22 protein-coding genes and 1 tRNA gene are annotated in these 24,972 nt (G+C 69.1%); 11 read left to right on the top strand and 12 right to left on the bottom strand.

Annotated features, from left to right (window positions below):
- Positions 1-15: 15 nt before the first annotated feature.
- On the bottom strand, positions 16-1,383 hold the full coding sequence (locus ACFYY2_RS20000; RefSeq protein WP_388744583.1) for an FAD-binding oxidoreductase: 1,368 nt from the start codon (positions 1,381-1,383) through the stop codon (positions 16-18).
- 97 nt (positions 1,384-1,480) lie between these two features.
- Here ACFYY2_RS20000 and ACFYY2_RS19995 point away from each other — a divergent pair, with 97 nt between their 5' ends.
- Positions 1,481-3,139, top strand: coding sequence for a tetratricopeptide repeat protein (locus tag ACFYY2_RS19995; protein WP_388744580.1), 1,659 nt, complete (start codon positions 1,481-1,483; stop codon positions 3,137-3,139).
- Between the two features lie 77 nt (positions 3,140-3,216).
- Here the strand turns inward: ACFYY2_RS19995 and hppD are convergent, their stop codons facing one another.
- Complete coding sequence (gene hppD / locus ACFYY2_RS19990) at positions 3,217-4,362, bottom strand: 4-hydroxyphenylpyruvate dioxygenase (protein WP_388744577.1); 1,146 nt, start codon at positions 4,360-4,362, stop codon at positions 3,217-3,219.
- A 122-nt stretch (positions 4,363-4,484) separates the two neighbouring features.
- On the opposite strand from hppD, the gene ACFYY2_RS19985 reads away from it, so the two are divergent.
- From ACFYY2_RS19985 to ACFYY2_RS19950, 8 genes are all read left to right on the top strand, one after another.
- Positions 4,485-4,958, top strand: coding sequence for an Lrp/AsnC family transcriptional regulator (locus tag ACFYY2_RS19985; RefSeq protein WP_329043217.1), 474 nt, complete (start codon positions 4,485-4,487; stop codon positions 4,956-4,958).
- Positions 4,959-4,974: 16 nt separating this feature from the next.
- The gene (locus ACFYY2_RS19980) at positions 4,975-5,622 is read left to right on the top strand and encodes an ABC transporter permease (protein WP_327118098.1); all 648 of its coding nucleotides are present in this window, start codon (positions 4,975-4,977) and stop codon (positions 5,620-5,622) included.
- On the top strand, positions 5,615-6,883 hold the full coding sequence (locus ACFYY2_RS19975; RefSeq protein ID WP_388744573.1) for an ABC transporter ATP-binding protein: 1,269 nt from the start codon (positions 5,615-5,617) through the stop codon (positions 6,881-6,883). Before ACFYY2_RS19980 ends, ACFYY2_RS19975 begins: the two co-directional genes overlap by 8 nt.
- On the top strand, positions 6,880-7,734 hold the full coding sequence (locus ACFYY2_RS19970) for an ABC transporter permease (RefSeq protein WP_388744570.1): 855 nt from the start codon (positions 6,880-6,882) through the stop codon (positions 7,732-7,734). The genes ACFYY2_RS19975 and ACFYY2_RS19970 overlap by 4 nt, the downstream gene beginning before the upstream one ends.
- Positions 7,731-8,702 (top strand): glycine betaine ABC transporter substrate-binding protein, encoded by a 972-nt coding sequence (locus tag ACFYY2_RS19965; protein WP_388744567.1) that lies wholly within the window; start codon positions 7,731-7,733, stop codon positions 8,700-8,702. The genes ACFYY2_RS19970 and ACFYY2_RS19965 overlap by 4 nt, the downstream gene beginning before the upstream one ends.
- A 193-nt stretch (positions 8,703-8,895) precedes the next feature.
- Complete coding sequence (locus ACFYY2_RS19960; RefSeq protein WP_388744565.1) at positions 8,896-9,513, top strand: ArsR/SmtB family transcription factor; 618 nt, start codon at positions 8,896-8,898, stop codon at positions 9,511-9,513.
- A 13-nt stretch (positions 9,514-9,526) separates the two neighbouring features.
- Positions 9,527-9,709 carry a hypothetical protein gene (locus ACFYY2_RS19955; protein ID WP_388744563.1) on the top strand — a complete coding sequence of 61 codons (183 nt, stop codon included), beginning with the start codon at positions 9,527-9,529 and terminating at the stop codon, positions 9,707-9,709.
- A gap of 23 nt (positions 9,710-9,732) precedes the next feature.
- Positions 9,733-11,034 carry an MFS transporter gene (locus ACFYY2_RS19950; protein WP_388745076.1) on the top strand — a complete coding sequence of 434 codons (1,302 nt, stop codon included), beginning with the start codon at positions 9,733-9,735 and terminating at the stop codon, positions 11,032-11,034.
- On the opposite strand, the gene ACFYY2_RS19945 is transcribed toward ACFYY2_RS19950, so the two are convergent.
- From ACFYY2_RS19945 to ACFYY2_RS19930, 4 genes are all read right to left on the bottom strand, one after another.
- Positions 10,964-11,752 carry a S16 family serine protease gene (locus tag ACFYY2_RS19945; protein WP_388744560.1) on the bottom strand — a complete coding sequence of 263 codons (789 nt, stop codon included), beginning with the start codon at positions 11,750-11,752 and terminating at the stop codon, positions 10,964-10,966. The two genes, ACFYY2_RS19950 and ACFYY2_RS19945, sit on opposite strands and share 71 nt — an antisense overlap.
- A gap of 64 nt (positions 11,753-11,816) precedes the next feature.
- Positions 11,817-12,458 (bottom strand): IclR family transcriptional regulator, encoded by a 642-nt coding sequence (locus ACFYY2_RS19940; protein WP_267075409.1) that lies wholly within the window; start codon positions 12,456-12,458, stop codon positions 11,817-11,819.
- 569 nt (positions 12,459-13,027) lie between these two features.
- Positions 13,028-14,809: a DEAD/DEAH box helicase gene (locus ACFYY2_RS19935; RefSeq protein ID WP_388744557.1), complete on the bottom strand. Its 1,782-nt coding sequence runs from the start codon at positions 14,807-14,809 to the stop codon at positions 13,028-13,030.
- Between the two features lie 226 nt (positions 14,810-15,035).
- Positions 15,036-16,517 carry an MFS transporter gene (locus tag ACFYY2_RS19930; protein WP_388744554.1) on the bottom strand — a complete coding sequence of 494 codons (1,482 nt, stop codon included), beginning with the start codon at positions 16,515-16,517 and terminating at the stop codon, positions 15,036-15,038.
- Between the two features lie 260 nt (positions 16,518-16,777).
- On the opposite strand from ACFYY2_RS19930, the gene ACFYY2_RS19925 reads away from it, so the two are divergent.
- Positions 16,778-16,852: transfer RNA gene (locus ACFYY2_RS19925), tRNA-Cys, on the top strand.
- A gap of 127 nt (positions 16,853-16,979) precedes the next feature.
- Here ACFYY2_RS19925 and ACFYY2_RS19920 read toward each other — a convergent pair.
- The 4 genes from ACFYY2_RS19920 to ACFYY2_RS19905 all read right to left on the bottom strand — a co-directional run bounded on the left by ACFYY2_RS19920 (position 16,980) and on the right by ACFYY2_RS19905 (position 21,449).
- Positions 16,980-17,624, bottom strand: coding sequence for a hypothetical protein (locus tag ACFYY2_RS19920; protein ID WP_388744552.1), 645 nt, complete (start codon positions 17,622-17,624; stop codon positions 16,980-16,982).
- A gap of 374 nt (positions 17,625-17,998) precedes the next feature.
- A complete protein-coding gene (locus ACFYY2_RS19915) occupies positions 17,999-18,646 on the bottom strand; it encodes a hypothetical protein (RefSeq protein WP_388744549.1) in 648 nt (215 codons plus the stop codon).
- 2 nt (positions 18,647-18,648) lie between these two features.
- The gene (locus tag ACFYY2_RS19910; protein WP_388744546.1) at positions 18,649-20,979 is read right to left on the bottom strand and encodes a hypothetical protein; all 2,331 of its coding nucleotides are present in this window, start codon (positions 20,977-20,979) and stop codon (positions 18,649-18,651) included.
- 32 nt (positions 20,980-21,011) lie between these two features.
- Entirely contained in the window at positions 21,012-21,449 is a 438-nt protein-coding gene (locus tag ACFYY2_RS19905; RefSeq protein ID WP_388744543.1) for a hypothetical protein, read from the bottom strand.
- A 361-nt stretch (positions 21,450-21,810) separates the two neighbouring features.
- On the opposite strand from ACFYY2_RS19905, the gene ACFYY2_RS19900 reads away from it, so the two are divergent.
- Positions 21,811-22,068 carry a hypothetical protein gene (locus tag ACFYY2_RS19900; RefSeq protein ID WP_388744540.1) on the top strand — a complete coding sequence of 86 codons (258 nt, stop codon included), beginning with the start codon at positions 21,811-21,813 and terminating at the stop codon, positions 22,066-22,068.
- Positions 22,069-22,107: 39 nt separating this feature from the next.
- Here the strand turns inward: ACFYY2_RS19900 and mycP are convergent, their stop codons facing one another.
- Both mycP and ACFYY2_RS19890 read right to left on the bottom strand, forming a co-directional pair.
- Positions 22,108-23,457, bottom strand: coding sequence for a type VII secretion-associated serine protease mycosin (gene mycP / locus ACFYY2_RS19895; protein ID WP_388744537.1), 1,350 nt, complete (start codon positions 23,455-23,457; stop codon positions 22,108-22,110).
- Between the two features lie 27 nt (positions 23,458-23,484).
- Positions 23,485-24,903 (bottom strand): hypothetical protein, encoded by a 1,419-nt coding sequence (locus ACFYY2_RS19890; RefSeq protein ID WP_388744534.1) that lies wholly within the window; start codon positions 24,901-24,903, stop codon positions 23,485-23,487.
- Positions 24,904-24,972 lie beyond the last annotated feature (69 nt).

The raw sequence follows: 24,972 nt of genomic DNA, 5'->3' as shown, positions 1-24,972 counted from the left end.
CCGGGTGCGGGGCCGTCAGAACAGCTTGCCCGGATTGAGCAGCCCCAGCGGGTCGAAGGCCGCCTTGATCCCGCGCTGCACCTCCAGGCCCACCTCGCCCAGTTCACGGGCGAGCCACTCCTTCTTGAGCACGCCCACGCCGTGCTCTCCGGTGATGGTCCCGCCGAGTTCGAGGCCGAGCGCCATGATCTCGTCGAAGGACTCACGGGCCCTGCGGGACTCGTCGGCGTCGGTGTGGTCGAAGCACACGACGGGGTGGGTGTTGCCGTCGCCGGCGTGGGCGCAGACACCGATGGTGAGGCCGAACTTCTCCGCGATGGCTGCCGTGCCCTCGATCATCGCCCCGAGCCTGGAGCGCGGCACGCAGACGTCGTCGATCATCGTGGCGGACTTGACCGTCTCCAGGGCCGGCAGCGCGAGCCGGCGTGCCTGGAGCAGGAGTTCGGACTCGGCGACGTCCTCGGCGGGCACGACCTCCGTGGCGCCGGCCGCGGCGCACAGCTCTCCTACGGCGGCGAGGTCGGCGGCCGGATCGGGTGTGTCGAAGGCACAGAGCAGCAGCGCCTCGGTCGATTCGGGGAGTCCCATGGAGGCCATCGCGTTGACGGCACGCACGGTCGTACGGTCCATCAGTTCGAGGAGTGACGGGGTGTGTCCCCGCTCCATGATCCGGCACACCGCGTCGCAGGCGGCCGCCGCGGAGGGGAACTCGGCGGCCAGCACCAGTTGCTGCGGCGGCTGGGGGCGGAGCGCGAGTACGGCCTTGACAACGATGCCGAGGCTGCCTTCCGAGCCGACGAACAGCCGGGTGAGGTCGTATCCCGCGACGCCCTTCGCGGTGCGGCGGCCGGTGTTCAGCAGCCGCCCGTCGGCCAGGACGACCTCCAGGCCGAGGACGTATTCGGCGGTGACGCCGTACTTCACGCAGCACAGACCGCCGGACGCGGTGCCGATGTTGCCGCCGATGGTGCACATCTCCCAGCTCGACGGGTCCGGCGGGTAGTACAGCCCGTGCTCGTTGACGGCCCGGGACAGCGTCGCGTTGACGACGCCGGGTTCGACCACGGCGATCCGGTCGACCGGGCTGATCTCCAGGATCCGGTCCATCCTGATCAGCGACAGCACGATGCAGCCGTCGGAGGCGTTGGCGGCACCCGACAGGCCCGTCCGCGCGCCCTGGGGCACCACGGGGACCCGGAGCGCGGTCGCGGTCCGCATGACGTGCTGGACCTCCTCGACCGTGCGGGGCAGCACCACGACCGCGGGGCTGCCCGCCTCGCAGAAGCTCGCCATGTCGTGGGCGTACGAGGCGGTGATGTCCGGGTCCGTGATCAGGGCCTCGGCCGGGAGACCCGTGCGCAGTCGTTCGAGGAGAGCGTCCATGATCCAAGCCTGGCACCCAGGGCCAATGGTGTGAACCCGTCTGCGCCGACGTTCGTCCAGCGCGATGCGATCTTCGTACTGACGCACAGTGATGGCCATGGATGCCAAGCCGCAGCAGAACCCGGAGCAGCCCGCCTCCACCCTGCCGCCCCAGGGTGCGACGTCCCTCCCCCCGCCTCCCGCGTCGATGCGCACCACGCTGCGCCGCGCGGCGTTCGGCGCGATGGCCGGTGCCGTACTCGTGGCCGGTGCGGTGATCGCCGTGCCCGACGACTCGGAGGAGGCCGCGCCCCCCTTGCCCGGGCCCGTCGCGCGGGCCGAGAACGCCGCGGCGGCCGGGTCCCCGGCATCCCTGTCCGACCTCACGGCGCTCATCGGCGACCGGCAGAAGTGGGTGGAGACGCACCCGTCCGACGCGCCGTCATGGGCGCAGCTCGGCACGGCCTACGCGGAGTGGGGACGGCGGTCCGCCGACGCGGCGTACTTCACCCGCGCCGAACAGGCGCTCCAGCGCTCGCTGGCCGCCCAGCCCGGCGAACGCGGGAACACGGCCGCCTGGGTGGGTCTGGGCGCGCTGGCGAACGCCCGGCACGACTACCTCGCGGCGAAGAAGTGGGGCGAGACGGTGCGCGCGCGGTCTCCGAAGACCTGGGCGGCGTATCCGGTCCTGATCGACGCCTACAACGGCCTCGGCGAGTACGCGGCGGCGGCCAAGGCCACCGAGAAGTTCGGCACCCTGCGCAAGGGGGTCCCGGCCCTGGCCAGGACGGCCCAGATGTACCGCAACCAGGGCTGGCGCGAGGACGCCCTGGCGACGGCCCAGGAGGCGGCGGACCGGGCCTCCTCCCCCGCCGAGAAGGCGGCGGCCCTGCACCGGCTCGGCGAGTACGCGGCGGAGCGCGGCGAGCCCGCCGAGGCCCTCGCGCAGTACGACGCCGCCCTGCGCACGGACCCCGGACATCTCGCCTCCCTCGCGGGCCGGGCCCGGGCGCTGGTGGCGCTGGACCGCACGGGCGAGGCGCAGGCGGACTACCGGACGGTGACGGCGAAGCTGCCCCGCCCCGAATACGTGCTCGAACTCGGCGAGCTGTACGAGTCGCTGGAGCTGGACGGCGACGCACGCACCCAGTACGCGAGGCTCCGCACGCTCCTCGCCGAGGCCAAGGCCGCCGGGGTCGACGAGTCGCTGACGGAGGCCCGCTTCGAGGCCGACCACGGCGACCCGGAGGCGGCGGTCGAGCTGATGCGCACCGAGTGGGCGTCACAGCGCCGCAGCGCCGAGATCGCGGACACGCTGGCCTGGTCGCTGCACCGCGCGGGGCAGTCGGAGGAGGCGATGCAGTACGCCGACCAGGCCGTGGAGACGGGCGTGCGGGACGCCTCGTACGCCTACCACCTGGGCACGATCGAGGCGGCCCTCGGCCAGGACGGACCGGCCCGCGGTCATCTGGCGGAGGCCCTGCGGACGAATCCGGACTTCTCCCCGCTGGCGGCCCCCCTGGCCCAGGAGGCACTGGAATCGCTGGGCGACCCGGACGCGGGCGGCCCGGCGGACATGCGGCCGCCGCCGGACCCGGAGCCCTCCACCTCGGCTTCTCCCCCGGCCTCCGCCACGGCGAAGCCGGGGGCCACGCCCGACACCGCGCCGAAGTCCGAGGCCGGGTCCGGGTCCGGGCAGAAGCCGGAGGCGTCGCGGTCGGCGGCCCCGTCCCCGTCACCCCGTGCGGTGAAGCCGAGCGCGTCGGCCGGCGCGTAGACGGCGTGAAGGGCGCCCCCTCCCGGCCGGGAGGGGGCGCCCTTCACGTGAAGGCCGGTCCGATCCGGACAGGACGCCTAGAGGTTGCCGCGCTTCTCCTGCTCGCGCTCGATGGCCTCGAAGAGCGCCTTGAAGTTGCCCTTGCCGAAGCCCATCGAGCCGTGGCGCTCGATCATCTCGAAGAAGACCGTCGGGCGGTCCTGCACCGGCTTGGTGAAGATCTGCAGCAGGTAGCCGTCCTCGTCGCGGTCGACCAGGATCTTGAGCTCGCGCAGCGTCTCCACGGGGACCCGGGTCTCGCCCGCCCACTCGCCCAGCGTGTCGTAGTAGGAGTCCGGGGTGTCGAGGAACTGCACACCCGCCGCCCGCATGGCCCGCACGGACGCGACGATGTCGTTCGTGGCGAGGGCGATGTGCTGGACACCCGCGCCGCCGTAGAACTCCAGGTACTCGTCGATCTGCGACTTCTTCTTCGCGATCGCCGGCTCGTTGATGGGGAACTTCACCTTGAGCGTGCCGTCGGCGACGACCTTCGACATCAGGGCGGAGTACTCGGTGGCGATGTCGTCGCCCACGAACTCCTTCATGTTGGTGAAGCCCATGACCTTGTTGTAGAAGGTCACCCATTCGTTCATCCGGCCGAGTTCGACGTTGCCGACGCAGTGGTCGATGGCCTGGAAGGTCCGCTTGGCGGCCGGCTCCACGATCGGCGCCGCCGCGACGTAACCGGGGAGGTAGGGGCCGTCGTAACCCGAACGCTCCACGAGCGTGTGGCGGGTCTTGCCGTACGTGGCGATGGCGGCCAGCACCACCGTGCCGTGCTCGTCCTTGACCTCGTAGGGCTCCGTGATACCCGTCGCGCCGTGCTCGACGGCGTAGGCGTAGGCCTTCCGGGCGTCGGGGACCTCGATGGCGAGGTCGACCACACCGTCGCCGTGGGCGTGCACGTGGTCGGTGAGGAAGGTGCCCCACTCCGTGGACGCCTTGACGACGGAGGTGAGGACGAAGCGGGCGGAGCCGTTGGTCAGGACGTAACTCGCGGTCTCGCGGCTGCCGTTCTCCGGTCCGGAGTAGGCGACGAGCTTCATGCCGAAGGCGGTCGAGTAGTAGTGCGCGGCCTGCTTGGCGTTGCCCACGGCGAAGACCACCGCGTCCATTCCCTTGACCGGGAAGGGATCGGCCTGCCGGGCGGTGTCGGGGGTGGTGTGCAGAGTCTCAGTCATGTCCGAAGGTTCCCGCCGCTTCGCAAGGTGCGCAACAGTTCGCGCATCCACTGGTCAATGTGCTCAGCCTCACGCCAGGATGTGCGGACTATGTGTACAGCCTGACCATCGGGAGAAGGATCATGGCGATCGATCATCTGGACGGCCGGCTCATCCTGCTCCTGGCCCGTGAGCCCCGCATCGGTGTACTCGAGGCGTCCAGGCGGCTCGGGGTGGCGCGCGGCACCGTCCAGGCGAGGCTGGACCGCCTTCAGTCGAATGGCGTCATCCGCGGCTTCGGGCCCGAGGTGGACCCGGCGGCACTCGGCTACCCGGTCACGGCCTTCGCCACCCTGGAGATCAAGCAGGGACAAGGGGCCGACGTACGGGCCCACTTGAGTGGCGTCCCGGAGGTGCTGGAACTGCACACGACGACCGGGCACGGGGACATGCTCTGCCGGCTGGTCGCCCGCTCGAACGCCGATCTCCAGCGGGTGATCGACCGCGTGGTCGGCTTTGATGGCATCGTCCGGGCCTCGACGGCGATCGTCATGGAAAACCCGGTACCGCTGCGTATTATCCCGCTGGTTGAGCAGGCTGCAGAGGACACCGACTGAGCCTACGGAGCAACATGTGAACTTCTGGGAGTATGTGGGCACCCGCCACCAGCAACTGCTCACCGACACGTATCAGCACGCCAGCGCCGTCTTCCAGTGCATGGTCATCGCCACCCTCCTCGGCGTCCTGATCGGTGTCGTCAGCTACCGGAGCGGCTGGGGCGGCTCACTGGCGATCACCTCCACCTCGGCGATCCTCACGATCCCCTCGCTCGCCGCGATCGGTCTGCTGATCCCCCTGGTCGGCCTCGGGGTACCGCCCACCGTGATCATCCTGACGCTGTACGGGCTGCTGCCCATCGTCCGCAACTGCATCGTCGGACTGCGCGGGGTCGACCCGACCCTCGTCGACGCGGCGAAGGGCATCGGCATGTCCCGGACGCGGCGGCTGCTCAAGGTGGAACTGCCCCTCGCGTGGCCGCCCATCCTCACTGGCATCCGGGTCTCCACCCAGATGCTGATGGGGATCGCCGCCATCGCCGCCTACGCCTCGGGCCCCGGACTCGGCAACGAGATCTTCCGCGGCCTCGCCTCACTCGGAAGCGCGAACGCCATCAACCAGGTCCTCGCCGGCACCATCGGCATCGTCATCCTCGCTCTGCTCTTCGACGCCGCCTACGTCCTCCTCGGGCGGCTGACCATCCCCAGGGGGATCCGTGCCTGAGACCACCACCGGGCCGACGGAGTCGGCCCCGGAACGCACCACCGCCTCGGGTGCCACCATCCAGCTCGAAAACCTCAGCAAGTCCTACCCCGGCAATGCGGCCCCGGCCGTGGACAACGTCTCCATGGACATCAAGGCCGGCGAGACCGTGATCCTCGTGGGCCCCTCCGGCTGCGGGAAGTCCACCACCCTGAAGATGATCAACCGCCTGATCGAGCCGACGTCCGGGCGGATCAGGATCAACGACGAGGACGTCACCGACATGGACCCGGTGAAGCTGCGCCGGAAGATCGGTTACGCGATCCAGTCCTCCGGTCTCTTCCCGCACATGACGGTCGCGGAGAACATCGCCCTCGTGCCGAAGATGACCGGCTGGTCGAAGTCCGGTGTGAAGGACAGGGTCGAGGAGATGCTCGACCTGGTCGGGCTCGACCCGCGGGAGTTCCACGGGCGCTATCCCCGCCAGCTCTCCGGGGGGCAGCAGCAGCGCGTGGGGGTGGCGCGGGCCCTGGCCGCCGACCCGCCCGTCCTGCTGATGGACGAGCCCTTCGGGGCGGTCGACCCGATCACCCGGGACCACCTCCAGGACGAGCTGATCCGGCTCCAGCACGAGCTGCACAAGACGATCGTCTTCGTCACCCACGACTTCGACGAGGCCATCAAGCTCGGCGACCGGATCGCGGTGCTGCGGGAGCGTTCGCACATCGCGCAGTTCGACACTCCCGAAGCCATCCTCACCAACCCGACGGACGACTTCGTCTCGGGATTCGTCGGTGCGGGCGCCGCGCTCAAGCGGCTCAACCTGACCCGGGTGCGGGACGTGGGCATCGCCGACTTCCCGACGGTGACGGTCGAGGACCCGCTCCAGTCGATCTTCAACAAGCTGCGGGACGGCGGTCACAACGAACTGCTGATGCTGGACCGCCGCAACCGCCCCTACAAGTGGCTGCGGCGCGGCGACCTGATGCGGGCCAAGGGGTCGCTCGCCCGGGCCGGGCAGCTGGTGCACGACACGGTGACCCGGGACGCGACCCTGCACGACGCGCTGGAGGCCGTGCTGACCGACAGCGGCGGGCGGGTGGCCGTGACGGGGCGGCGCGGTGAGTTCATCGGCGTCGTCGACATGCACACCCTGATGAACTCCGTGCAGGAACTCCTGGAGGCCGACCGGCTCACCGCGATGGAGCACGAACACGACCTGGAGGTGCTGCGCGTCCACCGGACGGAGCAGGAGCTGGAGGGAGGTGACGGCGGGCTGTGACCCCCAGTCATCAGGCTCCTCCCAAGGGGTCCCGGCCACCCGGAGAACACGACGTCAAGGGCCACGCGTTCCGTGACGAGGAGGCGGAGCCGCCACCGCCGCAGTCCGCACCCGCACGACGGATCACCTGGCAGAAGCTCGTGGTGGTGCCGGCGGTGCTCGCCGTCGTCCTGGTCGCCACGTACCTGTGGATCTCCAACGTCGAGCTCGACTCCGTCGCCGAGAACTCGATCGCCGGCGACATCGTCGAAGTGCGCTGGTGGCAGCACGTCAGGCTGACCGCGATCTCCACCTTCTGGGTGCTGATCATCGCGATCCCGCTCGGCATCGCCCTGACGCGGCGCGGTCTGAAGAAGGCCGCCCCCGGCGTCACGGCCCTCGCCAACATCGGTCAGGCCACCCCCGCGATCGGGCTGCTGGCGCTGCTGGTGATCTGGCTGGGCATCGGGCCGTCGACCGCGATCGTCGGCATGGTCATCTACGCCGTACTGCCGGTGCTCTCCAACACGGTGGCGGGTCTGAACTCGATCGAACCGACCCTCGTCGAGGCCTCCCGGGGCATCGGCATGTCGGCGATGGGCACGCTCACCCGGGTCGAACTGCCGCTCGCCGTCCCGCTCATCCTGGCGGGTGTGCGGACGGCGCTGGTCCTCAACGTGGGCACGGCGACCCTCGCCACCTTCGGGGGCGGCGGCGGGCTGGGCGACCTGATCACCTCCGGGATCCAGACGCAGCGCATGCCGGTGCTGGTGCTGGGTTCCGTGCTGACGGTGGTCCTGGCGCTGCTGGTGGACTGGCTGGCCTCGCTGGTCGAACTGTGGCTGACGCCGCGCGGACTGGAGGAAGCGTGAGGATACGAACGGGCCTCGCATCGGTGGCCGCGCTCGCCCTCGTGCTCACGGGGTGCGGGCTGAAGAGCGGATCGCCACTGGTGGACGAGGTGGTACCGGGGTCGGTCGGCAAGGGGCAGCCCCTCAAGGGCGCGTCCCTCACGGTGACCTCGAAGAACTTCAGCGAGAACATCATCCTCGGCAACGTCATCGGCCTGATCTTCAAGGCGGCCGGCGCCGAGGTGCTGGACCGCACGAACCTCCCGGGGTCGATCAGCGCGCGCGAGGCGGTCGTCAAGGGTGAGGCGGACGCGCTGTACGACTACACGGGCACGGCGTGGATCACCTATCTGGGTCACGCCGAACCGATCGCCGACCCGCAGAAGCAGTGGAAGGCGGTCCGTGACGAGGACATCGGCAACGGGGTGACGTGGCTCCCGCCGGCGACCCTGGACAACACGTACGCCCTGGCGATCAGCAAGAAGAACAACGCGAAGTACCACTTGAAGACCCTCTCGGACGTGGCCGCGCTCGCGAAGAAGGACCCGAAGGCCGTCACGCTCTGCGTGGAGAACGAGTTCGCCTCGCGCGACGACGGACTGCCCGGGATGCAGAAGAAGTACGGGATGAAGCTGCCGGCCGCCAACATCAAGAAGATGGACGCCGGGATCATCTACACCCAGGTGAACAAGTCCGACTCCTGCCTGCTGGGCGAGGTGTACACCACGGACGGCCGGATCAAGGCGATGAACCTGGACGTGACGGAGGACGACCTGCAGTTCTTCCCGAACTACAACGCCGCACCCGCCATCCACACGGCGACCCTCGACAAGTATCCGGAGATCGCGCGGATGCTGGCGCCGGTGACGAGGAAGCTGACGACCGAACTCGCGCAGGAGCTCAACTCCAAGGTGGACGTGGACGGTGAGGACCCGCACGAGGTGGCCAAGGAATGGCTGCTGAAGGAAGGATTCATCAAGGAGGGCTGAGCGGGAGGGCTGAGCGGGACACCCCGCCGCCCCCGCCGAAGCCGGGGCCTTCACCGCAGCTCGCGGAGGGGGTCCCGGCTTCGGCGTGCGGGCCCTCCCTCCGGGCACCTTCGGACCGCGCGGGGCCGACTTCCAAAGAACTCGTTGCAAAAAAACCGTTGCAAAGCAGTCTTTGCAGCCCTACCGTTCCAGCATGGCCCCGAGTGAACCGGCAGACCGCACGTCCCCGTACGCGGACGACCCCGATCTCCACCACGTCGACGCCCGCACCCTGCGCGGCCTCGCCCACCCGCTGCGCATCCGGCTGCTGAACGCCCTCCGGGAATCCGGGCCGGCCACCGCGTCCGGACTCGCCGACCGTCTCGGCGAGTCGAGCGGCGCCACCAGCTACCACCTGCGGCAGCTCGCGGCGTACGGCTTCGTCAAGGACGATCCGGGGCGCGGCAAGGGGCGCGAGCGGTGGTGGAAGGCCGCCCACACGGGGACCGTGTTCGGGGCCGCCGCCGACTTCACCCACCACGCGGACCCCGAAGTGCGGGGCGCCATAGGCGTGGTGCTCCACGAGGTCGCGACCACGCACGCCCAGGAGCTGAACACCTGGCTCGGGACCATGCACGAGTGGCCCGAGGAGTGGCAGCGGGCCATGGACATCAGCGACTTCAAGTTCCGACTCACCCCGGAGCTCGCCCTGGAGCTCGCCGGGAAGCTGCACGAAGTGATGAGCAGCTACCGGGGCCGCGTCCCCGACGACGCCGAGGGGGCGGGTGTCATCCGCACCCACCTGCACATGTTCCCGCGCTCCACCGACTGAGGGGACCACGGTCATGCACTGCGACATCCACCTGGTGCTGCACGACCTGCGCGCCGCCGAACTCCACGCGACGGCCGCCGTGTTCCGCCCGGCACGTCCCGGCCTGCGCCACCGGATGGGCTGGACGATGATCGAGCTGGGCCTCAGGCTGACCCAGGCCTCGCCGGCCCCGGCCCGTACCGTGCGGGCGGTCTGACCGTGGACGAGGGGGGACCGGTCCTGCGGAGCCGTACACCGCTCGCGGCCGTCCTGGCGGCCAACTCGATTTCGACGGCGGGCACGTCACTCACCCTGATCGGCGTGCCCTGGTTCGTCCTGGAGACGACCGGCAGCGCCGGCCGGGCCGGTGTGGTGGCGTTCTGCGCGACCCTGCCCATCGTCGTCGCCGCACTGGTGGGCGGGCCCGTCATCGACCGGCTGGGCCGGCGTCGCGTGGCCGTGGCATCCGACGCGGTCTGCGGCGCGGCCGTCGCCGCCGTCCCGCTGCTGCACCGCGCGGGCCTGCTCGAATTCTGGATGCTGTGCGCCCTGATGGCGCTGAACGGGCTGGCCCACACCCCCGGCAACACCGCGCGCTACGTCCTCGTGCCCGACCTCGCCGAACACGCGGGCACCACGCTCGCCCGTGCCGCGAGCCTCTTCGACGCGGTGTCGCGCGGCGCCCGGATGGTCGGCGCGGCGCTCGCGGGCGTGCTGATCGCCGCCGTCGGCGCCGAGTCCGTACTCCTGCTGGACGCGGCCACCTTCGCGCTGTCCGCCCTGCTGGTGGCGGCCGGTGTACGCGGGGTCCGCGCGGCCGAGCCCCGCAAGGCCGCGGCCCCCGTCTCGCTGCGCGCCTACGGCGGCGAACTGCGGGAGGGGTACACCTATGTGCTGGGCAACCGGCTCCTGCTCGCCGTCGTGCTCATGGTGATGTTCATGAACGGCACGGACCAGGGCTGGCACGCCGTCCTGCTGCCCGTGCACGCCGAGGCCGAGCTGGGCGGCGCGACCGACATCGGGCTGCTCACGGCACTGTTCGGGGCGGGCGGACTGACGGGCGCGCTGCTGTACGGCGCGGTCGGCCACCGCTTCTCGCGGCGGACGGTGTTCACGGTGTGCGTGATGCTGTGCGGGGCGCCGCGGTTCGTGGTCGCGGGCCTCACCGGGACGACGCTGCCGCTGGCGGTCACGATGGCCCTGGGCGGTGTCGCCGGGGGCATGCTGAACCCGATCCTGACGACGATGACGTACGAGCGCGTCCCGGAGGAGCTGCGGAGCCGGGTGTCCGGCGCGCTCACGGCGGGCTCCGAGCTCGCGATGCCGGTCGGCGGCCTCGCGGCGGGTCTGCTGGTGGAGAGCGCGGGTGCGACGGGGGCACTGCTGGTGATGGGCGGGGTCTACTTCCTCGCGACGCTGAGTCCGCTGGTCTTCCCCGCCTGGCGCTCCATGGAGAGCCCCGGGCCGCAGGTCAGCAGCTCGGAACCTTGCCCTCCCGCTCCAGGGCCCGCAGGGAGGACACCGCGTTCTTCAGTGTCGTGACGGGGATCAGCCGCAGGCCCTCGGGGAGCTCGGCCTTCGCCTGCGTGCACTCCGCCTTCGGCACGAGGAAGACGGTCGCGCCGTCACGCCGGGCGGCCTGCGTCTTCAGGGAGACCCCGCCGACCGCGCCGACGGTGCCGTCGGGCTCGATGGTCCCCGTGCCGGCGACGGTGCGGCCGCCGGTCAGGTCGCCGCCCGAGCCGTCGCCGTCGAGCTTGTCGACGATTCCCAGCGCGAAGAACAGACCGGCGCTGGGCCCGCCGACGTCCTCCAGATGCAGGGTGATGTCCACCGAACCGGGTGACCTGCGCAGGTAGTTCAGGGCCGCGTCGACAGCGGAGTTCTGCGACTTCTCCATGTCCTGGAGGTTGTGCCGCTCGATCTCCTTCTCGGAGCCGCCGGTCGGATAGACCGAGTCGCGCGGCATGACCGCGCGGTCCGCGCGGAACCAGCTGTCGACCACGCTTGCCACGCCGATGTCGGCCGTGGGCGAGGTGGCGAGGATCGTCGTCATCCGCAGCTGACCGTCGGTGGTGCGGGTGGGCGCGCCGGTGATCGTGATGACCGGCTCCCCCTTGCTGTCCCCGAGGACGTTCGCCGTGGTGCCGGGCTGCGCCACGGTGAACGGCAGCGGCGCGAAGGCGGCTGTGCCGAACAGGGCGAGCACGGGCAGCGCGCAGAGAGCGAGGGCGCGGGGGCGTGAGAGACGAATGGCCACCCGCCCAATCTAACGCCACGCGCCTTCGGCTCCGTCCGCCCCGGTGCCACCGGGGCGGCAGCACTCACCGAAGGGCGTCCGCGACCTCCCGGGCGGCGTCGAGCACCCTCGGCCCGACCCGTTCCGGTACGGCGTCCGCGAGCATCACGACACCCACGCTGCCCTCCACGCCGGAGACCCCGACCAGGGGTGCGGCAGCCCCGCAGGCTCCGGCCTCCAGCTCGCCCTGGGTGAGGGTGTAGCCGGGGTGGTCGACGGTCTTCTGCCGGGCGGTGAGGATGGCACGGCCCGCTGCGCCCCGGTCCAGGGAGTGCCGGAACCCGGCCCGGTAGGCCACGTGGTAGTCGGTCCAGGTCGGTTCGACCACGGCGACCGCGAGGGCGTCCGCCCCGTCGACCAGAGTGAGGTGGGCGGTGGCCCCTATGTCCTCGGCCAGGGAACGCAGCGCGGGCAGTGCCGCCTCCCGGACGAGCGGGTGCACCTGCCGGCCCAGACGGAGTACGCCGAGCCCCACCCTGGCCCGGCCGCCCAGGTCGCGCCGGACGAGGGCGTGCTGTTCCAGGGTGGCGAGCAGTCGGTAGACCACGGTGCGGTTCACGCCGAGTTTGTTGGACAACTCGGTGACGGTGAGGCCGTGGTCGGTATCGGCGAGCAGTTTGAGGACACGCAGTCCCCGGTCGAGCGTCTGAGAAGTCTCCGCGGTCACGACGCCCTCTCCCTCGTGGTGAGCGGGGCGGTTCTCCGGAGATGCCGACGCCGGTCCCGCGGCGACGCACCGAGAGGCCGCCGACTGGCCATGGCACCGGCTGCGCTCCGCGGCCACACTGCCACGGGGCGTTCATGTTTCGGGGAGATTAGCGAGCGGGTCCGCTCAGCGGAAGACCTCGTCCAGAATCCGGTCCACCTCCCGAACGCGGCGGCATAACCGCCGGTCAGCGGGAAACCGTCCGGAACGCGAACATCTACGCGCGTCCAGGTCGGGTGACTTCGCGGCGACGCTCCGTGCAACACGTGTGAACGTGTGTTAACTCACTGTGAAATACGTGCCACAATTTTTTTCCGCATCCGGCACACGCCCGGCGCCGGCAGCGCCACGCGCGCCCCGGCGCACCACGGGAGTGCGCCGTGCGCCTGCCCTGCGCGACGGCGGACCTCGTGCGGACAGGTCGCGCGCACCACAGGGGAGCGGGGCTCGCGGACCCGCTCACGGCACGGAACGGGCCCGGCGCGGGGCCTCCCCCGCGCCGGGCCCTCAGGTCCCCGACGGCCTCCCGGTCAGCGCATCCGGGTGGCCCACTCCTGGACCTTCTTGATCCGGTCCTGGATCTGCCCGGCGGTGGCCTCCGCGCTCGGCGGCCCGCCGCAGACCCTCCGCAGCTCGGTGTGGATCACACCGTGCGGTTTGCCGCTCTGGTGGGTGTACGCCGACACCATCGTGTTCAGCTGCTTGCGCAGCTCCAGCAGCTTCTTGTGCGTGACGACGGGCCGGTCCTCCGCGGCCTTCTCCAGGAGGTCGGCCTCCGCAGCCGGCTTCTGACGGCTGTGGGCGATCTGCCGCGTCTGCCGCTTCTGGAGCAGCAGTTGCACCTGGTCGGGCTCCAGGAGGCCCGGGATGCCGAGGTAGTCCTGCTCCTCCTCGCTGCCCGGGTGCGCCTGCATGCCGAACTCGGCGCCGTCGTACAGCACCCGGTCGAAGACGGCGTCGGACTCCAGCGCCTCGAAGGGCAGCTGGTCCTCGGTCTCCTCGTCCTCCAGCTTCTCCGCGTCGGCGAGGAGCTGGTCCTCCTCGGCGAAGGGGTTCTCCTCGTCGCCGCCCTTCTTCGGCTTGTCGAGCACGTGGTCGCGCTCGACCTCCATCTCGTTCGCGAAGTCGAGCAGCATGGGGATCGTCGGCAGGAACACCGAGGCGGTCTCGCCGCGCCGCCTCGACCGCACGAAACGGCCGACGGCCTGGGCGAAGAACAGCGGGGTGGAGATGGTCGTCGCGTACACCCCGACGGCGAGGCGCGGCACGTCGACGCCCTCCGACACCATCCGGACCGCGACCATCCAGCGCGACCCGTCCTGGCTGAACCTGTCGATGTTCTTCGACGCGGCCTTCTCGTCGGAGAGGACCACGGTCGGCTTCTCGCCGGTGACCGACTTGAGGATCTTGGCGTAGGCGCGCGCCGACTCCTGGTCCGTCGCGATGACCAGGCCGCCGGCGTCCGGGATGCCCTTGCGCACCTCGGTGAGCCGCTTGTCGGCGGCGGCCAGCACGTTGGGGATCCAGTCGCCGGTCGGCGCGAGTGCCGTGCGCCAGGCCTGCCCGATGGCGTCCTTGGTCATCGGCTCACCGAGCCGGGCCGCGATCTCGTCACCGGCCTTGGTGCGCCAGCGCATGTTGCCGCTGTAGCTGAGGAAGATCACGGGGCGCACGACCCCGTCGGAGAGCGCGTTGCCGTAGCCGTACGTGTAGTCGGCCGAGGAGCGCCGGATGCCGTCGTTGCCCTCCTCGTAGGCCACGAACGGAATCGGGTTCGTGTCGGACCGGAACGGCGTACCCGTGAGGGCGAGCCGACGGGTCGCCGGGTCGAAGGCCTCCTGGCACGCCTCGCCCCAGGACTTCGAGTCACCGGCGTGGTGGATCTCGTCGAGGATCACGAGCGTCTTGCGCTGCTCGCACCGGTTGCGGTGCAGCATGGGGCGCACCCCGACACCGGCGTACGTGATCGCGACCCCGTGGTACTCCTTGCTCACGGGCCCCGCGCTGTATTCGGGGTCGAGCTTGATGCCTATGCGGGCCGCGGCCTCCGCCCACTGCTTCTTCAGGTGTTCGGTGGGCGCCACGACGGTGATCTGCTGCACCACGTGGTGGTGCAGCAGCCACGAGGCGAGGGTCAGCGCGAAGGTGGTCTTCCCCGCGCCCGGCGTCGCGACGGCGAGGAAGTCGCGCGGCTGGTCCTGGATGTACTTCTCCATCGCACCCTGCTGCCAGGCTCGCAGCTTCCCGGCGGTACCCCAGGGGGCACGGCCGGGAAAGGCGGGTGAGAGGTGGTGGGAGGCGGTAGTAGTCACGGTCTCCGGTTCGGGGCACTCGGGTACGTGGGGCGCTGTCCGCACGGACCGGGACGGGCACGTACGCGATACGACAACCGGGCCACCCTACCGGCGGGCGCCTCGGAACCCCCTACGGACGAGCCGCCGTCGGGTGGCGCTGAGACGCTCTTCACAGACGGCGCCCCTGCGGCGGACCCGGCGCCTCCCCGGCCCACGGAGTCCGTCCCTCGTCACCCACGGGGCCTCACGCCCTCTCCCGTACCCGGCTCGCCACCCACACCCCCACCAGCGCCACCGCCGCCATCGGCAGGAAGACGATGGTGAAGGCGCCGGGGTGCGCCGCTGCCGTTCCGCCGTCCACGGCGCCGTGCGCCGCCGCTCCCACCGCGCCGCCGCCGAGCGCGGCGAACGCCGCGCCCCCCGCGGCGAGCAACAGGACGTTGGCGAGACCGTCGGAGATCTGGAGCGCCGCCGAATTGGCCCCCGCCTCCTCCGGGGCCGACAGCTTGAGCAGCAGCACGCTCGTCGACGCGATCACGATGCCCATGCCGAAGCAGCCGACGCCCCAGACCACCGCCAGGGTCCACACCGGCACCGACTCGATCAGCACGCTCGGCGCGGCCACGATGGACAGGGCGACCAGCACCATGCCCCCCACCATCAGCGCGCCGCCGTGCGGCTCCAGCCGGGGCCGGGCCAGCACGTACGAGCCGAGGGCCCAGGTCAGACCGCCCGCCGCGAGCGAGAGCCCGGCCAGCGTCGGGGACAGCCCGCGCTGGGTCACGAGCATCAGCGGGACGAAGGACTCGGCGACGATGAACGACCCCGCCGAGATCCCCCGCAGCAGGATCACCGCGGGCAGACCACGCGCGGCCCGCACGGTCCCCCGGGGCAGCAGCCCGCGTACGGCGGGGACGAGCAGCGCCGCGCCGGCGACGGCCGGAACCAGCGACGCCCAGCGGAGTTCCTGCCCGGCGAACTGCAGCAGCCCGGCGCCCAGCGAGATCCCCAGCGCGAGCCGGATGCGCCGCCGGTCGTACGGTTTCGCCGCCGCCGCCCGCGTGTCGGCCGGCCCGCCCGCCATCCGTCGTATCGCGGGCAGTGCGAGACCCAGCGGCAGGAGGATGAGCACCGGGATGCCGACGAAGACCCAGCGCCACCCGAGGTGCTCGGTCACGGTCCCCGAAGCGAGCGGCCCGACGACGGACGGGACGATCCAGGCCGCCGAGAATCCGGCCATGATGCTGGGCCGGATCCGCTCGGGGTAGGCCCGCCCGATGACGACGTACAGCGCCACGATCACCAGCCCGCCGCCGACTCCCTGCACGGCCCGGCCAAGGACGAACATCCACATGGTCCCCGCCGTACCGGAGAGCAGCAGCCCGGCCCCGAAGGCGCCGATGCCGGTGGCGAGCGGGGCGAGCGGACCACGGCGGTCGGCCCACTGCCCGGAGAGCACCATCGCGAAGAGGCTGGTGGTGAAGTACGCGGAGAACGCGAACGCGTAGAGCGGGATGCCGTCCAGCTCCCGGGCCGCCACCGGCATCGCCGTACCGACGGCGGTCGCCTCGAAGGCGATGAGCAGGACGACGGACACGATGCCGATGCTCAGCGCCCGGTACGTACGCCCGAGCACGCCCTCCTCCGGGGCGGACCCCCCGGTCGGCGCGGTGGTCTCCACGCGGGTCGCGGTGACCTCGGCGTCACGGGGTTCCAGGGCGGTCATGAGCCTCAGCGTAAAAGGCGATACGCCGGATGACCCCTGTCGGAGGGCGGGTATCGGGCTGGTCCCTTCGACGTACGCCTCAGGCCCCGGAGGGTCCGGGTCGTGTCGGTCAGGGCCCTCGGAGGCGCCCGGTCCGGTGCCGGTCACCGCGGCGACCGGCCGAACGTGAACGCGGTGTGGCAGTCGCGTTGCGGCCCCCGCGACACCCTTGAGGCGGCCCCGCCCGGCCCGTACGGTCGACAGCAGATCAAGAAACGCACGGCCGTGTGCCCGAGAGGTTCAGGGGCTCGACTGCAACTCGAGTTACACCGGTTCGAATCCGGTCACGGCCTCCAGCGGGAGATCCCGAAGAAAGGAAACGGCCGCCTCCAGGACTTGGGGGCGGCCGTTTCCGTTTCCGTGTGCGCATGTCCGGAGGACCACCGGACCGGCACCAGGTGGGCCGGTCCGGCGAAAGAGGTTCTACTTCGGCGTGAGTACGGGAGACTCCGGCAGCCCGCCGTTGTCCGCGCAGTCGAGTTCCTTGACCAGTTTCAGGGAAACGGCATGCAGGATGGTCATGTTCAGGTCGCGGTACTCCCGCGTGTCCGGGGCGTCGCTCTCACCTCGGCCGAAGCTGCCGTGGATACGCAGTGGAGTTGTGTCCGAGCCCTTCAGTCGCGGACTGACGCATTCGAAGTAGAGCGCCGCATTACCACGGCCGACCGAGGACTGCACACCCATGGTGTACAGCTCGTGACCGGCCGGAAGACCTTCGTCCTCGACGTCCTGCGGGGCATACATGGTGAACGTCACTCCACCCTTGTCCGTCTGATCCGAGTCCTTCGGACGCAAGAGACACAGCGTGTCCCCTTCAGCCCACGGACGACCGGACGCATAGCCCTCCTTGAGTGCAGCGACGACCCTCTCCATGCCCTTCGGGCTCTTCCGGAAGAAGACCTTGTCCCCCGTAGCCTTCTCGACCATCTCGGCCAAAGGCCCGGCGAAGACATCGCCGCACACATCTGCCGCCCCGACGAAAGGGCTCTCCTTCTTCTCCGACGTACATGCCACACTTCCGGCACCCACGGCCACTACCAGTCCGGCGGCGGTCAGCCATCGCCTCACTCGTCCACACCCACTTCGCTCATAGCGTTCCATCTCGTCGTCGGATGACCGTCGGCCGCACCGCATCCGTCAAAGCGCGCTTGTCGCCCACCGCCCGTCCGTCCCGCGACGCCCAAGGGGCTTTTCCAGTCGTCCAGCACCTGGGCGCTCGGGAGCTCGTCACGGACGATCAGGACTCCGGGCCCACACCCTGGACGCGCTCACCGAGCCCAGCGTCGGATCCACGGGGCACCGCTTTGCCATGGCCGTGGGAAGGGAACCACGGGAATGAGCCGGTGCCCTTCAACCGGTACGAGAGCGTGGAGAGAGACCGACATCATTACCCGCAGGCCGGCGCGGTCCAGCATGTGCTCGGGGCAGGGCAGTCCTTGGATTCACGAAGCCGATGGCAGTGCGGAGGGGATGACGGGGGGCGTGGTGCACCCCATCGTTTCCGTGACCGACTGAGCGAACGTCCGCAGCAACTTCCACCGCAGCTCGGCTCCGAGACTCGCGCCCCTCACCTCGAACTGGAGAGGGAGACCGGTCGGCTGCGCCGCAATCGCTCCGGGTACTGGGCATGCCGCGATCAACTGCATTCTGGCCGGACCAGGGGCCGGCGCCACGTACACCGAATCGCTCATCTGCCGCCACGTCAGGCGGCTCTTGGGATCATCCAGCAACCCAAGGGAGATCACGGACCACTTGACCGACACGTCTACCGTGCCACTGATCTCATCTCCCTCGAACGCATCTATGCGGCAACCGGTGTAGGAGTTGTGCAGCAGATCCGACTTCTGCCACCGCTTGGCCTCCCGCACGAGACCGTCCGCCAGCGCATCAGCGCGGCGCGTCCCGCTCACCTCGACATCGCTTGCGCCCGTCGTCGCGACGGCCGCGTCCACGTTCCCGGCGCCAAGCAACGACTTGCACCTCCCCAGCTCCGGTGATTCTGCGCGATCCTCACCCCCGGAGCATCCCGCAAGAAGGCCGCCAATGACCAGAACCCCGACGGCCGCCAGCCGGTTCGAGTGACGCGACATCACTAATTGACCCTCCCTCGATCTCCTGCAGCAGTTTTTCCGTTCCCGTAATGGGTTTCGATATCCAGGGCGAGCCGCTGCTTCTCAATTTCAGACATGCCCACATCATCCGCATAATTGAGCAGAGGAGTGACAGCACCTCGCTCCCCCACCGCCTTGAATTTTTCGATACCCTTCAGGGCATCGTCGTTATTGTCAAATTCGCGCTCCTTCAGGTAATCCATGGTCTCACCGGCATATCCGGTGTCAATTGCCGCCGTCGCCGTGTCCATCACGAGGGGGACCACCGTGGCAGCTACTACACCCGCAGCGGGACCCAGAACCACCGCGGTACCGACACCCACCACTGCACCCGCCCCGGAACTCACTCCGAATTTTCTCCACTCGGCATTCTTCTCCATTTCGAGATTTTTGGCATCCTCATCATCCTTGAACTTTTGATGTATACCTTCGATACGCGACTCATCGAGAATTCCATGCACCTTCGCGCCATTTGACCCGAAGATCAGGGCAGAATCTTCACGCTCGGATCCGAACGCCTTCAAACCGCTTGCTTCGTATACCTGTTGCGCCGACGACAACGACTTCCATCCCTCCTCGTCGGCAGCTACCGCGCCCATGAAGCTGCGGCTCGCAGATTCACCGAAGTCGGTCCGCTCGGAACCGTCGCTGCTGTTCGCGAACAGCGACTTCCGTCCGAGTTCGTCGCCGGCGGAGCCAAAGTTGTACGTGGAGTAATTGAGGTCGTCGATGTACGCAGCCCCCATACGGCCGAGGTTGTCCTTCAGCGCCTCGTGCCGTCCCAGCAGGTCTGAGTCCGTACCGTAGCTGTCGATGACGTCCTTCATGATCCCGGCCGTCACTTCATCGCGCCTCAGCGTGGGCGAAGGATCGTCCCAAGCATGTCCGGTGGTCGCCGCCTCCAGAGCCTTCCCGAGCGCATCAGGCGTGTACGCCATGGACTTCTTCATGTCATCCGGATCGTGACCCGTGATGTCATAGAACGGGTCATAGGCCTCATTCTGGAAGAAGTCCAGGTAGCTCGTGATCGCCTTCCCGTCCTTGCTCTTCCCGAGGTCAGCAGCGCCCCCCTTCACGGTGCCGTCCTCGTTGTACGCGGTGGGATCTGCGGAGAAGAACTCCTTCGCGGCATCCGGACTGTGCCCCAAGGCTTCCATCATGCTGGTCACCGGGTCGTAGCCCGAACCGTTGACTCCCGACGGGTTCAAGGGATTCTTGGGGCCGCCCGGCAATCCCTTGGAATCGTAGAAGAAGTCATGATCCTTCTGTCGCAACTGGACCACGTGCTCAGCGATGGGATTGAGGAACTTGGGGTCGTAGTTCCCGTATCGCATGATTCCGCCGAGCAACTGGTAACCGAATGGTCCGCTCTCATACTTGCCCAACGGGATGCGCTCCGTGCCGAGCTTCCGCAGCTCGGGGCCCCATTCGGCGGCGAAGGCCTTGTCGTGGGAGGCGGTGGCCAGATTGAGGCCCAGGTTCTTCTGGAGCGCCTGGACGTCCTTGAGGCGTTCCTTGTCAGGGTTGACCCCGTTGTACGTGTCCGTGGAGAGCTGCCCGAAGAACGCAAGTGACTTCTCCGGGCCGAGCTTCTCGTAGAAACGCTTGGCGAACTCCGGGGACTTGCCATTCTCGTGCAGCAGTTCGTTGAGCGTCTGGAGTTCGGTGTGCGTGATGTCGCGGCCCTTTGCGGCCAGAGCAGCGGCGTGGGTGGCGGCCCGGGCGGCCTCCTCCTGGTCCATCTTCGTGTACGTGGGGGCGTTGAAGTCCTTTCCCTCGGTCACATTCGCTTCGAGGGTGTTCCGGAAGGTGACGTCGGTGTCCTCGCAAGCCTCCACGATGGCGTCGATCTTCTTCTGCCACGCGGCGATGTTCGTGTTCTGCTGACGCAGCAGCTCCGGGTAGTCGGGGTCGTGGTGGCGCTGAGCGACAGGGATGTCCTCCACCGGGTGACGTGCGGTGACCTTGCCCTTGGCGTCGACGTGCATGCCGGCCGCGGGTCCCTCGTGGTCCCGGATATCGATCAGGTCGTCCTTGGCCTTCTTGATGGCCGCGTGGGCTTCCTCAAGGATCTGCTTGACGCCCTTGGCCTCGGCAGCGGCGTCCTTGAACTCCTTGGCCGTCTTGCCGATGAAGGCCCTGGTGACGCCGGCGTTGGCGCCCTCCCACTCCGCCTTGTCAGCCTTGATCTTCATGCCGTCGTTGGCGTCGTCGGCAAGCCGGTCCAGCTTCGTGGCCATGTCGGACCAGTCGTCGGCCGCCGCCTTCAGCTTGGCGACCGGGGCATCGACGATGTCCTCGTATTTCGGCATTGCTGTGCTCCCCCGGACGCTGCTTCTAGGATCTACTTCAGGTAATCGTTGAGCTTGGAGACGGAAATCAGATCGCCGCCGATCTGAACGTCGTCCTTCGCGTGGGCGGCCTTGGAGTAATCCAGGTGGTTGGAGATCTGGGCACACGCGTCGAGCAGTGTCTTCATATGCGTGTTCCAGCGGTCGTGCACCTTGAGCAGCGCGGAGCCACTGGTGAAATTGCCGTTGGTGAGCGCGATGGCCGCGTCGAAGGTGGACGGGCGCGCGTGGTCCCCGTCCTTGGAGAGCCGGGTTCGCAGGCCGTACGCGTCATGCCCGATGGCCCCGAGGTTGTCCTGGTTGACCGCGAGATCGGCGCCGCTCGGCCCACCGCCGCCACTGCCGCCGTCCGCCGGGATGCTGTTGAGCCGCATGTCGACCCGCTGGGTCGACTCCGCGCGAAGGGCCGCCCATTCTGCGTCGAACGTCACGAAATTCCCCGTACCTATCGCTATGGGCCACCGGAGTCACGAACTCCGGCTTCACTGACGCCCTCACGCTAGCGGGTCCGATTCCGCCGCGGCGGGCTGGGCCGGTTGCACAGTTCACCCGCATCGAGAGGAAGCGGGACCAAGAAGGCGAAGGCGCCCGGGCGCTCGAATCCCGGCGCCCGGCACGGAGCCTGAGGCCGCCCCACCCCGCCCTCGTACGCGATGTCGCGGCCCATGTCGGCGCACTCCGCGAGTTGATGCGGCTTCCTTGAGCGAGTCCGGACCTAGACGCGGGCGCGGCGCGGACCGGTAATGGCCGAACCCGCACCTGAGTCGCACCCAGGAGAAGAGAATGCGGGTCATGAATCATGATTTCCGCCTCCCCGTTCCGGCGAGTTTCGACGACTCCGACGCTGACGCACAGGTCCACCCCGTCGCCAGACTGCTGTTCTCGGCCCGCAGCGCCGCCGAGGTCTTCGGTGAGGCCCAGCAGTGGATGAACGAGCACGAGCACCAGCTGTCCGTGGTGGACGTGTCGTGGAACTACGCGGACGGCGAGCCCGAACCGTTCACTCTCGCCCTCTACTTCGTGTTCGACGAGGAGCCCGGGGAAGGGTGATCAGGAGGGGCCGGCGCTCCGCCCGCGCCGCGCGTGGCTTCAGACGCCGGGCCCCTGCGTCGGCGGGCCGCCGTAGGAAGCCGGAGTGCCGGGAGTACCAGGCGTACCGGGCGGAGGGCCATACGGAGGGGCGGCCGGGGCTGCCACCAGAGCCGCGCTGCGGCGGCGGGAGCGGACGACTGCCACAGCCACCCCGGCAGCGACGAGGGCTGCGGCTCCGATACCCAGGCCGATCCAGAGGCCCGTGCTGCTGCCCTCGTCATCGGCCGCCGGGGCTGCGGCGGTGGGCTTGCCGCTGCTTTCCGACCCTGCGGCGGCCTTCGACGCCTCCGCAGACGGCACGGGGGACGGAGACGCGGCGGCAGCCAGATCGGGCAGCGGGTACTCGTCGGCGGGGCCGGGGTCGCCCGGGGTTTTCAGGGCGATGCGGGGTCGGACGATGCCGTAACCGATGTCGTCTGCCCGCTCCTCACCGGTCGTCGGTCCACCTGCGGTGTTGAGCATGACTCGCAGGACCTGATTGTTGGTCCATTCCGGGTACTTGGACCAGATGAGAGCGGCGGAGGCGGAGGCAATGGCTGTGGCGTCGCTCGTGCCATGAGACTTACACAAACCGGTTTCGCTCGGGCAAGCGTGAATCATGTCTTCCCCTGGGGCGGACAAATCCACCTGAGGGCCGAACTGCGACTCGTCGGTCCTCCTCAGATTCTGGCCGATGGCGCCGACACCCACGGCTCCGGGAGTCGCAGCCGGATACTTTACCCCGTTGACGTTCTCGGCGTCGTTGCCCATACCGGCGAATACGAGAGAACCCTTGTCCAATGCGTACTTCACGGCATCGGTCAACTGCTCCGATCCTTCGCTCATGGCCAACGAAATATTAATGACCTTCGCCCCTTGATCAGCGGCGTATCGGATTGCGAGAGGCACATTGGTGTTGAACTGCTTGATGTCGGCCGCAAGGTTGGGGGCCTTGTCAGGGACTCTGATGGGCAGAATCTTTGCACCAGGAGCTAGCCCGAAGGCGCCGTCACCACCGCGGCTGTCACCGGTTCCGGCAATCAAGGCAGCCATGCCCGTGCCATGGGTACCCAGATCGGTATGCTCATCACCCTCTTCGCTGAGGGCAAAGTCCCTACCCTTGAGGACTTGCCCCTGCAGGTCTGGGTTCGATCTGTCAACTCCAGAATCAATTACGGCGACCGTGACACCCTTCCCGGTGCTCTTCCGCCACATTTCCTCAGCCTTCATGGCTGTCAGGTGCCACTGGTTCGAACGAACGGAATCCGCGTGTGCAGTCGTGGGAAGGATGGCCACCAGCAGCGCCCCGAGCAGTGCAGGGACGGCGGCTCGACAACGGGCCACTCCGGTAGTAGCGCTGTGATACATCTGGATCCTCTGCAGGGTGCTGACTGATCAGTCAATGACTGGTGGAACGGTGCGTCGACCAACCTGCCGCCAGGTTTCCTCATCCTCAACAAGGTAATCCGGTCGCTCAGATTCGTCCCGACGCGATTCACCAGGTCGCTTTCCCGAGACGCCACGCCCAGCAGCACCGACGCCACGACCACCTTCCGACGACCCGGTATTTCGTACCAAGCCCGTGCCTCCGGGCGTGAACGGGCGCCCGCCCGTGCGGCCGGGCTGTTGAGGCCGCCCACCCACCACTCCACCGGTCTCGCCAGCCAATCGGCGGCCGCCGACAATGCCGCCCTGGTTACCTCCGGCGCCGCTCATGCCGCCGCCCTGGCCCATGGGTGCGCGACCGGCATGCGCGCCCTCGCTGCCAACAACCGTGCCGCGAGGGAGCCCTCCGGTCGACCTTCCGGTTGACTGTGCAACGGGACGTCCTCCGATGATGCCGCCATCCCGCGGCGGCCTGCCCGCTGGACCGACAGCCAGTCCGCCGGAGCCGGGCAGTGACGGTGGGCGAGTACCGGATACCGGTCTTCCCCCCGCGACCGAGCCCTGGAGCGGGTACGAACTGCTCCCGAAGGCAGGCGGGGTGGTCATTGGTCCGAGTGGAAGCGCGGCATCTGCCTTGCCCGTCGCCTGCAGGGCCGGTGGCGTCACCGTATTGGCAGAAGAAGGCGATGGGAGAGTCCCTACCCCATCGATCTCCATACCCACAGTCGCGTCCGCGCGTGGCGGCTCCTTGATGACGTGAGGGTTCGAAGCGCTTGAAGCCCCTTCGATGTCGTATGCCGATGCAGTGGAGACATAAGTAGGACCACTCGAGCCCGAGCTGTTTCCGGAGCCACTTCCCGTAGCCCCCCATGTCCCTCCATCAGCGATGGTTTCCTTGCGATCCGGAACGAACTCCCCCGGCGGCGGCGGGAACACCGGCCGCTCCAGGCCGTCCATCTGCGAGGCCGAGAACTGGTACGACTGCGCCAGCCTCCGCATCTCCGCAGCCGCCTCCTGGCGGTTGGACTCCTTGGCGGCGAGCAGCGTCTCCAGGGACTTCTTCTCGACCGCCGAGGCGTCCGGGTCGTTGTGCGCGGCCTTCGCCGCCTCCAGGTTCGCCTGGGCGCCCGCGTCGGTGCGCGGGATGGCCACCTGCGCCGAGGCGAGTGCGTCGGAGGCCTGCGCCAGCCACTTCGACGCGCCCTCGCTGTAGTCGCCGAGGCGCAGCGTCGCGTTGGCCAGGTCCGCGCCCCAGGTGCGGAAGGCCGTGGCGCCCTCGCCCTTCCACTCGACCGTCTGCGGGCGGACCTTCAGGTCCTCCGCGATCTTCCGGATCTCCGTGGCGGCGCTGAGCAGCCGGTCCGACGCGCTCTGGATCGCACCGCTGTTGGCCTTGTCCAGCCAGGCCAGCATGGTCTCGTGCGTCATGCTGTCGAACGGTGTGCCCTGTCCTGCTTCCCTGTGGTCCATCCCAGCCCCCGTCTATCCCCGCGCAAT

It is taken from the genome of Streptomyces sp. NPDC001822, assembly GCF_042892135.1.
Lineage (GTDB): Bacteria > Actinomycetota > Actinomycetes > Streptomycetales > Streptomycetaceae > Streptomyces.
The sequence above is the reverse complement of the archived record's forward strand: the minus strand, read 5'-3'. Positions and strand labels throughout refer to the sequence as shown.